Origin of the sequence: Streptosporangium minutum, from assembly GCF_002149035.1 — a bacterium.
In the GTDB taxonomy this organism is placed as follows: Bacteria; Actinomycetota; Actinomycetes; order Streptosporangiales; family Streptosporangiaceae; genus Streptosporangium; species Streptosporangium minutum.
In genome coordinates, this window is sequence record NZ_NGFP01000111.1 from 20,650 (window position 1) to 29,566 (window position 8,917).

The following is an 8,917-nucleotide window of genomic DNA, read 5'->3' on the forward strand; positions in this document are numbered from 1 at the left end:
GCACGCTGATTCATCCCCTAGAGCAGGCGGGCCGCCTTGAGGCTGAGATGGACCAGCAGCCGGTCCTCGCCGTCGGCCAGGTCGCGGCCGGTGAGCCGCTCGGCCTTGCCCAGCCGGTAGTAGAGCGTCTGGCGGTGCACGCCGAGCGCCGCGGCGGCCGCCTGGACGTGGCCGCCGCGGTCGAGGTATCCCTCCACGCTCCTCGCCAGCTCCGGGTCGTCCGCCAGCCCGGCGGTCTCCCCTGCCAGCTCGCGCAGATCGACCGGTGACAGGCGGGCGAGCGTCCGGTAGACGCCGAGGTCGGACCAGGCCGCGACGGGGGCGAGCGCGGGCACCTTGCCGGCCACGTCGAGCGCCTGTACGGCCTCCCGCCAGCTCCGCCAGGCCTGCGCGGGATCGGCCCGGGCGTCACCGACCCCGGCGGCCGTGCCGTACATGCCCTGGACCCGGCGGGCCAGCTCCCAGGCCTGGCCCGCCGGGGCGAGCAGGGCGACCAGCGACTCCCCCTGCACGAGGAGCCCGGGGTCGGCGAGCACGCCGCGCGGCAGCGTCCAGAGCGCGGCCACCCGGTCCAGCGAGCTCCGGACGGCGATCGCCGTCACCGGGCCGGGCACGTTCAGCCGGGCCAGCGCCCAGGAGCGCTCGTCGGCGTCGGAGGAGAACAGCTCCCGCAGGTTCCTGCCCAGATCCTGGCGGCGGCGGGTCTCCTGGGCGAGCACGGCGGCGACCCGGGCGACCAGGTCAGACACCGAGGCGAGCGCGTCACCGCCGAGCGTGCCGTCGTCCAGCAGCCACAGGTAGCCGTAGGTCACCCCGTGGTGCCGCAGCGGCACGCACACCCGGGCCAGGACGCCCAGTTCGGCGTCCTCGGGGATGCGGACCGGGCCGGGCGCGGTCGCGATGCCGTACCCCTCGAAGTAGGCTCGCACCTCCTCCGTCGCGCGGCGGCGCAGGATCGACTCCTGCCGCACCTCGTCGATGTCACCGCTCTGCGCGGCGTAGGCCAGGAGCTGGAACGAGCGGTCCTCCAGGGTCGCGGAAGCACCCAGCCTGGCGGCGATCTCGTCGACTGTCTCCTGAAGCACCCCCCCATTGTTGTGCATCTGTATGAACGGAGGTTCCGGCGGTCGTGGCAGATGCACATGAGGCATATCTGAGCTGGGGTTTTAGCATGAATACATGCTCGGTTCCCTTCTTCTCGCCGGATCGCGGGTGCCGCTCGTCCGCCGCGCGGTGTCCGGCGTCCCGCTGACACGCAAGGTCGTCGACCGCTTCGTCGCGGGCGAGACCACCCAGGACGCGGTCGAGAGCGTCCACCGGCTGACCGACGCCGGTCTCGCCGTCACCATCGACCATCTGGGCGAGGAGACCCGGGACGCCGAGGCCGCCGCCCAGACCGCCGACGCCTACATCGTCCTGCTCGGCGCGCTGCGCGAGCTGGGGCTCGGCGACCGCGCCGAGGTGTCGGTGAAGCTCTCCGCGGTCGGGCAGGCGCTCGGCGCCGACGGGGACAAGATCGCCCTGGAGAACGCCCGGCACATCGCCGAGGCCGCCCGGGCCGCCGGAGCGAACGTGACCTTCGACATGGAGGACCACACCACGGTCGACTCCACCCTGGGCATCCTGCGGGCGGTGCGCGAGGACTTCCCCTCCGCCGGTGTCGCCCTCCAGGCGTACCTGTTCCGCACCGAGGACGACTGCCGCGACCTGTCACACGAGGGTTCGCGGGTCCGTCTGGTCAAGGGCGCCTACGCCGAGCCCGCCTCGGTGGCCCACCAGAGCAAGAGCGAGGTCGACAAGGCCTACGTCCGTTGCCTGCGGATCCTCATGGCGGGGCGGGGCTACCCCATGGTGGGGACGCACGACGACCGGCTGATCTCGATCACCGAGACGCTCGCCGACCGCTTCGGCCGCTCCCTGGGCGAGTACGAATACCAGATGCTCTACGGGATCCGGACCGACAAACAGCAGGCCCTGGTCGGCGCCGGTCACACCATGCGCGTCTACATCCCGTACGGCGACGACTGGTACGGCTACTTCATGCGCCGCCTCGCCGAGCGTCCGGCGAACATCGCCTTCTTTCTTCGTGCCCTTGGAGGCAAGTGATGGATGCCATCTTCAACGTCCCGGCCCCGGCCAACGAGCCGACCCTCGGCTACGCCCCCGGCAGCGCCGAGCGCGCCACGCTCGAGAACCGCGTCAAGGAACTGACCGGAGCCCAGCTCGACCTCACCATGACGATCGGCGGCGAGCAGCGGATGGGCGGCGGCGCCTCCATCGACGTGGTCCAGCCGCACAACCACGCCTCCGTGCTCGGCCGTACAGCTGACGCCACCGCCGACGACGTGCGGGCCGCGATCGACGCCGCGCTGAAGGCCGCTCCGGCCTGGCGGGCGCTGTCCTTCGAGGAGCGGGCCGCGATCTTCCTCAAGGCCGCCGACCTGCTCGCCGGGCCGTACCGGCAGACGCTGAACGGCGCCACGATCCTGGGCCAGTCGAAGTCTGCGCAGCAGGCGGAGATCGACTCGGCCTGCGAGCTGATCGACTTCCTGCGCTTCAACGTGGCCTACGCGCGCCAGCTCTACAGCGACCAGCCGGTGTCGTCGCCGGGCGTGTGGAACCGGATGGAGTACCGCCCGCTGGAGGGCTTCGTCCTGGCGATCACGCCGTTCAACTTCACCGCCATCGCCGGCAACCTGCCCTCGTCGGCGGCCCTGATGGGCAACGTCGTCGTCTGGAAGCCCTCCCCCACCCAGCAGTTCGCCGCGCACTTCACGATGCGCCTGCTGGAGGAGGCCGGGCTCCCGCCGGGCGTCATCAACATGGTGACCGGCAACGGCGCCGCCGTCTCCGAGGTCGCGACGACCCATCCGGAGCTGGCCGGAATCCACTTCACCGGCTCCACCCCGACCTTCCAGCACCTGTGGTCCACGGTGGGCGCCAACATCGGCTCCTACCGGGGCTACCCGCGCCTGGTCGGCGAGACCGGCGGCAAGGACTTCGTGCTGGCCCACCCCTCGGCCGACCCGGCGGCGCTGACCACCGCGCTGGTCCGCGGCGCGTTCGAGTACCAGGGGCAGAAGTGCTCGGCGGCGTCCCGCGCCTACGTGCCGCGCTCGGTCTGGTCGCTCATCCGTGACGACCTCGTCGGCACCGCCGAGTCGCTGACCATCGGCGACGTGGCCGCCGACCTGTCGACCTTCATGGGCGCGGTCATCGACGAGCGGGCGTTCGCCAAGCACAAGGCCGCGATCGACCGGGCCCGCGGGCTCGACTCGATCAACGTGCTGACCGGCTCCTACGACGACTCCACCGGCTACTTCGTCAAGCCGACCATCCTGGAGTCGGCCGACCCGACCGACGAGATCTTCACCAAGGAGTACTTCGGGCCGATCCTCGGCGTGCACGTCTACGACGACGCCGACTTCGACACGGTGCTCGACCAGATGGAGAGCGTCTCGCCGTACGCGCTGACCGGCTCGATCATGGCCCAGGACCGCTACGCGATCGCCTCGGCGTCGGAGCGGCTGCGCTTCGCGGCGGGCAACTTCTACATCAACGACAAGCCCACCGGGGCCGTCGTCGGCCAGCAGCCCTTCGGCGGCGCCCGCGCCTCGGGCACCAACGACAAGGCCGGTTCGATCTTCAACCTGATCCGCTGGGTGAACGCCCGCACGATCAAGGAGACGTTCGTCCCGCCGACCGACCACCGTTACCCGCACATGGGCTGACGCTCCGCGGCCGGTGGCGCCTGGAGCCGCCCTCGCGGTCCGCGGCGCGGACGTGTGATCGATCTCGCGTCACCGTCGGCGGGCGGACCGCCACGGTCGCCGGGCGCGCCGCTCCTGAGCGAGCGCGTGGCCGCCGGGAACATTTCTCGGCGGCCATGCGCCTCTCCTCAGGAGGCCGGATCACGCGCGGCGGCTCTGCAACCCCGCGATGACGCAGTCGACACCGAACTCGAAATCGGCACCTTCGTTAGGTTCCGTCGGCGTCGATGTGAACGGATACTCCGGCGTTCAAGGGGACGTTCGTTTCCCCTGCCGCCTGGTCACACGTCAGTTCATGGCCTGAGTTCTGGCCGATATTCCAGCCAGATGGATACCATGGACTCCATGGAGATCATCCCGATCAGCGAAGCGAAAGATCGGCTGACCGAGCTGGCCGATCGGGCCGCCCGGGAGCACGACCACTTCACCCTCACCCGGAACGGCAGACCTCATGCCGTGATCGTCTCCGTGGCCGAGTGGGAGTCCCTGCAAGAGACCCTGGAGATCCTCACCGACTCGGGGATGCGCGCCGATCTGGTCGAAGCAGCCGCCGCCGAAGCCCGGGGCGATGTGACCACCGAGGAGGAGATGGCCGCCATCATGGCGTCCCGCCTCGGCAGGGCGAGCGCGTGAGCGACCGGTACACGGTTCTTCTCGACCCCCCGGCCCGACGTGCCCTCGCGACGATCCTCCCCGAGGGAGTGGCGGCAGCCGCCTGGGAACTCATCACCGGCGCCATCGCCCGAGAGCCGTGGCGAGTGGGAAAACCTCTCCAGGAGCCGTACGAAGGACTGCATGTGGCCCGTCGCGGAACCTACCGCGTGGTGTACCGCATCGACGAGGACAAGCACACCGTGACGGTCCAGACGGTCAAACACCGCCGAGACGCCTACCATCCCTGACAGCCGATGCGGTGACCGCCGTCCCGCCGGCCGACCACCGTTACCCGCACATGGGCTGACCTCCCGCGGACCGGCCGGCAGGAATCCGACCTGAGGAAGCTCGGCCACCCGGGCAACGGATCACAGCGGCCGGAACGGCGGCGCCCGGGACTCACGGATCCGAGTCCCGGGCGTTTCTCTCCCCGGCCGATCCTGATCACGCCCAGGGGTCGATCCACGACAGTGGCGCTGTGAGCCGTCAAGGACGCGGCGAGTTCCGTGTCCAGGGTCGGCTCCACCCCCGATGCGAGCGACGGCCCGACGCCGCGACGCACTTCTCGCACACCTCGTTCACCTCCTCGGCCGCGCCGCCCGACTCGGGAAAGACATCAGGCCAGCGCACGTGGGAGAAGCGCAGCAATCGCGATCGGCTGAGCGCCAGTCCGCACAGCGTCTGGTTCGTCCCCGGGTACCAGGCATGCACCTCGCCCGCAGGCATCCGCACGCCGTTCTCGTCTCGCCACTGCCGTGAGGCCGCGACCGACGGCCCCCCACGTACCGGCATCTCGGACCACCTCCTCGCTGAGCACCACATCGTGCCGGGGAAGAGGGCGAAGAGCCCTCCGGATGCCGGTGGTGCGGGCAGGTGGGCCGGGCCGGGCATGCGCCGCCTGTTCCCCGCGGGGCGGCACTGTTCACCGGCTGTGGGCTTCCTGTCGCGGCAGCGGTCCGGCACCGGCCCGCCGGCCCGGGCGCATCGCCGCATGCCGCTGCCCGGGGCCTGGTCCCGAGCGGGCGGCCAGGGCGTCGGCCACGACACCGGTGACGAAGGCGTAGACCGTCTTGTGCAGCAGATCCACCGCCAGCTCCCGGCGGGGCCACGACGGAGGCGGCGCACCGACCCCGGTGGCGTTCTCCAGGATCTGGTCGTTGGTGAGCCGGACCACCGCGAACTTCGCCGAGGACCACGGCCCACGCAATCCCGCGTGGGCCATCACCGAACGCAGCACGCCCAACAGGGCCCCCTGCCCGAAATGCATGACCCAGTTCACCGGCTCGGGCTGACGTCCGGGCCGCTCGGCCATCCCGGTCAGCCGTTCGAGAACCCGCGCCGGAACATGGGAGTCCGGCCGGCCGGTCAGCCGCTGCTCCGCCTTCTCCCCCAGCGTCATCACCACGGCCCCGGCCGTCCCGGCGATCAGCCCCTGCCACAGCGCGTGCTTCATCATGACGTCTCCGTACCCGGCAATCGCGCCTTGTCAACGGCCCGTCCGTCCATCGCTCGGTCGAGTCCGGCTCGCACTCGGGCGGCCGGGGCCCGGGGGCGGGCGCACCGCCCCACCGGTCTCATCCCTGTCCGCTGTCCTCCTTGCCGTACCCGAGCGTCTCGGCCACCTCCGCCAAGTTGGTGAAAGTCTTTTCCGGCAGGGAGCGAACCGCGCCGATCACCGAATCGGGTGCGTTCTGCTCCTCGGCGCGGGCCAGCAGCGTGGCTCGATCCGCGGGGAAGACACCGGCTCCGCTGATCCATCTGGCCAGTTCACTGCGCGCCTCCACCCCCTGCGGACTGATGCCCTGCGGCGTACCGGGCTCATGACCGGGCGTGTGCGACGACGATGTCATGTGGTTCTCCTTATGTGATCACAGTGCGGGCCCACTCCCTGGTGGGCGTGGTCATCCGCGTCCAGGAAGGGCGACGGAACAGATGCGTACACTGATCCCCCGAACACGCCCCGCGGGCGGCGTTCCCCGACGCGACCTGCCCCTACCCACTCTTGGACGGGAAAACATCCGGGCTCTCGGCCGGGAACCATCCGGGACATACCTCGCCTCGGGGCCGACGCGGCATCTCCGCCTCCCGGATCGGCCGGGCGCATCCGGCGGGCAGCCCCGCAGGTCGGTTCCCCTCCCGTCGAACGGAGCCTCCGGCCCCGACGCCAAGGACCAGTCCGGCGAGCCGCCGGGGCTTTCCGGCTCCACCGGAGGAGGCCGGAGCGGTGGGAGCCGGAGGGGGCGGTGGGGGCGTATCGGTCATACGTCTGCGCTCTCCACCTCCCGCCAGGTCATTCCTCTGACGACCCGGCATTCACCGTTCACGGGAGTCAGCCCGGGAAGACGTTGACCACGACCGTGAGGAGTACGGAAAGGACCGTGAGGAGTACGGAAAGGAGGATCAAGACGATGATCATCGGGCATCCTGCCACGCCCGGAGGGGGCGGATTTCGACGTCACCCTCCATGATTTTCAGCTGCCTTGCGCCGTGCCGGTCACCCGGTTCGCCGGCGCCGCTCTCAATCGGTTCCGCCGGGGTAGGGGCACAAGATGCGAACACCACAGTCTCCGCAGGTCACTCGGCCGGTGATGTATCACCGATGGTCCAACATGTCCTTCATCCACTGGCGCTACTCCCCCGCCCTGGTCCAGTCGTTGCTCCCCGACGGGCTCACGGTGCAGAGGTTCGACGGATCGGCCTGGGTCGGCCTGACGCCTTTTCTCATGGAGGACGTACGGGTGCCCGGCGTCCCGGCGCTGCCGTGGTTGTCGCGGTTCCCGGAGACGAATGTGCGCACCTACGTGCAAGACGCGCAGGGGCGCAGCGGCCTGTGGTTCCTGTCGCTGGACGCCGGACGTCTCCTTCCCGCTCTCGGCGCCCGGACCGGCTACTGGTTGCCCTACTACTGGTCCGACATGTCCGTGCGCGCCGAGGGTGAACGGCGTGCCTATCGCTGCCGGCGTCGCCGGCCCGGGCCCGTCGGCGCCCGATGCGACGCCGACGTGGAACTGGGCGCCCCACTGGCCGACGCCGAGCGCGACGAGCTGACGGACTTCCTCACCGAACGCTACCGGCTGTTCACCGTCATCGGAGGCAGGCTGGCCCACGCCGAGGTCGAGCATCGGCCGTGGCCGCTGCACCGTGCTCGGCTGACCCACCTCGACCAGGATCTCCTCCAGGCGGCAGGGCTCACCGCCCCGGACTGCGACCCGATCCTGCACGCCTCCCCCGGGGTGCGCGTACGGGTGGGAATGTGGAGCTGGCTACGCACCCCGGCACCCCGGTCCCGGGCGATGACGTCCGCGACGACGACGCCCGGACCGAACCCCTGAGTCCCAGGTGTCGCGCCTTCTCCCGCATGACAGGGGCGCGGCCGGGATCTCCATCCGTGCCCGCGAACGGCCCTGAAGCAGCGCTTCTCGCCGACGGAAGCGCTGCTCGCCCGCCGCTCCTCGCCCGGCCGACGGCCCCGTGGCCTCAGGTCGTCGGCATCGGTCCCCGCAGGTCCGAGCAGGCATGATCCCGGCGGCGGAGGAGTTTCCCGCCCTGTTCGACGGGCAAGCCGAGCAGTGGTGGGTGCCGTCGCCGAACGGCACCGGCCGCCTGGGGGGGTCGCCGTACACCGACGGCATCACCGAGGCACGCCGCCCCGCCCGCCACCGGCCGGACCCGCGCTCCGCGCTGACCGGCGAACCACAGGAGTGAACAACCGATCATGACATCCCAGCGACAGCACCTGCCCGTGCTCACCGTCTCCGCCGAGCTGCGCGACGGGGTGAGCATCATCCGCGTCGCCGGTGAACTCGATCTGGCGACGGCGCCGACACTCCGGCGGCACTTGCGCGCCGCCACCCTTCCTCCCGCCCCGCCGGTGCTGATCGTGGACGTCGGCGAGGTCTCCTTCTGCGACTCGGTCGGGTTGAGCGAGCTGGTCCTGGCGTTACATCACAGTCAGACCGGCGGACGGCGGCTGATACTCAGCGGCCTGCACGGAAGCCTTGAGCGGCTGCTGTACCGTACCGGCCTGCACAACGTCTTCGAACGACACGCGAGCTGCGACGCGGCGCTGCGGCAGGTGGGCGTCGAAGCCGACTGATGATCCCTCTGACGCCGGAGACGCCGGAGACGCCTGAATCCAGCTCGTGTTCCAGCGCCGGTGATGACCTCCCGGCAAGCCCTTGGACGGACGACCACGACGGGATCCGCCGTGGGCGGACGTCGCCGCTCCCTCGACGGCGGGCCGGCCAGGCGCCACTCCACCACCGCGGGGCCCCGCGGGAGTTCACCGCAGGAAGACGTTGAGCACGACCGTGAGCAGTACGGACAGGACGACCGAGATGATGATCATCATCAGGCATCCCGCCGCACCGCCGAGAGGACGGATCTTGAAGTTACGTCCCATGCCGTTCAGCCATCCCGCATCAACTGCGCTTTCCGCGTCGAGTCATGCCCTACCCGGGGTCATGCGGGCGAATCCAGCCTCACGTAGAGCC

General features: G+C 70.6%; 10 protein-coding genes. 7 read left to right on the top strand and 3 right to left on the bottom strand.

The annotated features are described in order from the left end of the window. Positions 1-17: 17 nt before the first annotated feature. Positions 18-1,085, bottom strand: coding sequence for a PucR family transcriptional regulator (locus tag CA984_RS23285; RefSeq protein ID WP_242676124.1), 1,068 nt, complete (start codon positions 1,083-1,085; stop codon positions 18-20). Between the two features lie 94 nt (positions 1,086-1,179). Here CA984_RS23285 and CA984_RS23290 point away from each other — a divergent pair, with 94 nt between their 5' ends. From CA984_RS23290 to CA984_RS23305, 4 genes are all read left to right on the top strand, one after another. Then, positions 1,180-2,106 (top strand): proline dehydrogenase family protein, encoded by a 927-nt coding sequence (locus tag CA984_RS23290; protein ID WP_086575693.1) that lies wholly within the window; start codon positions 1,180-1,182, stop codon positions 2,104-2,106. Next, positions 2,106-3,731 (top strand): L-glutamate gamma-semialdehyde dehydrogenase, encoded by a 1,626-nt coding sequence (gene pruA, locus CA984_RS23295; RefSeq protein WP_086575694.1) that lies wholly within the window; start codon positions 2,106-2,108, stop codon positions 3,729-3,731. Before CA984_RS23290 ends, pruA begins: the two co-directional genes overlap by 1 nt. Before the next feature lie 384 nt (positions 3,732-4,115). After that, positions 4,116-4,403 carry a type II toxin-antitoxin system Phd/YefM family antitoxin gene (locus tag CA984_RS23300; RefSeq protein ID WP_207620996.1) on the top strand — a complete coding sequence of 96 codons (288 nt, stop codon included), beginning with the start codon at positions 4,116-4,118 and terminating at the stop codon, positions 4,401-4,403. Next, complete coding sequence (locus CA984_RS23305; RefSeq protein ID WP_086575696.1) at positions 4,400-4,672, top strand: type II toxin-antitoxin system RelE family toxin; 273 nt, start codon at positions 4,400-4,402, stop codon at positions 4,670-4,672. The genes CA984_RS23300 and CA984_RS23305 overlap by 4 nt, the downstream gene beginning before the upstream one ends. 674 nt (positions 4,673-5,346) lie before the next feature. On the opposite strand, the gene CA984_RS23315 is transcribed toward CA984_RS23305, so the two are convergent. Together CA984_RS23315 and CA984_RS23320 are read right to left on the bottom strand one after the other, a co-directional pair. Beyond that, positions 5,347-5,880 (bottom strand): hypothetical protein, encoded by a 534-nt coding sequence (locus CA984_RS23315; protein WP_086575698.1) that lies wholly within the window; start codon positions 5,878-5,880, stop codon positions 5,347-5,349. Between the two features lie 118 nt (positions 5,881-5,998). Then, entirely contained in the window at positions 5,999-6,274 is a 276-nt protein-coding gene (locus tag CA984_RS23320; RefSeq protein WP_086575699.1) for a DUF2795 domain-containing protein, read from the bottom strand. A gap of 759 nt (positions 6,275-7,033) precedes the next feature. On the opposite strand from CA984_RS23320, the gene CA984_RS23325 reads away from it, so the two are divergent. From CA984_RS23325 to CA984_RS23335, 3 genes are all read left to right on the top strand, one after another. Continuing rightward, positions 7,034-7,756 carry a YqjF family protein gene (locus tag CA984_RS23325; protein ID WP_207620997.1) on the top strand — a complete coding sequence of 241 codons (723 nt, stop codon included), beginning with the start codon at positions 7,034-7,036 and terminating at the stop codon, positions 7,754-7,756. A 184-nt stretch (positions 7,757-7,940) separates the two neighbouring features. Further along, complete coding sequence (locus CA984_RS23330) at positions 7,941-8,129, top strand: hypothetical protein (RefSeq protein WP_086575701.1); 189 nt, start codon at positions 7,941-7,943, stop codon at positions 8,127-8,129. A gap of 10 nt (positions 8,130-8,139) precedes the next feature. After that, a complete protein-coding gene (locus tag CA984_RS23335) occupies positions 8,140-8,520 on the top strand; it encodes an STAS domain-containing protein (protein WP_086575702.1) in 381 nt (126 codons plus the stop codon). Positions 8,521-8,917: the final 397 nt, after the last annotated feature.